Annotated in this window: 1 protein-coding gene; it reads right to left on the reverse strand. The window is 64.0% G+C overall.

The window, feature by feature from the left end; genetic code table 11:
• The coding region (locus ACFVYJ_RS13805; RefSeq protein ID WP_463255438.1) for a hypothetical protein at positions 1–258 on the reverse strand (258 nt) is incomplete at both ends.

A 258-nucleotide genomic window follows, 5' to 3' on the forward strand; every position in this document is an offset into this window, starting at 1 on the left:
GGGTGTCTTCCAGGTCTTCCCGGGCACTGGCCAGGGCTGATTCCGTGCGGGCCTTTCGGGCTTCCAGGGTATCCCGCCTGACCGGAATCAGGTTCAGCTGGTTTTTCAGGCTTTGGACGGCCTGTTCCTGCTGGAGGGTGGCCCGCTGTTGCTCGTCGTACCGGGTTTGGGACAGGGCGCCCCGCTCCACCAGGGTTTCTGCTCGGTCCAGTTCCCGCCTCGCCAGTGTCAGCCGGCGATCTTCAAGCTTCAGCAACT

This window comes from Pontibacter sp. JAM-7 (assembly GCF_048548695.2).
Lineage (GTDB): Bacteria > Pseudomonadota > Gammaproteobacteria > Pseudomonadales > Balneatricaceae > Neptuniibacter.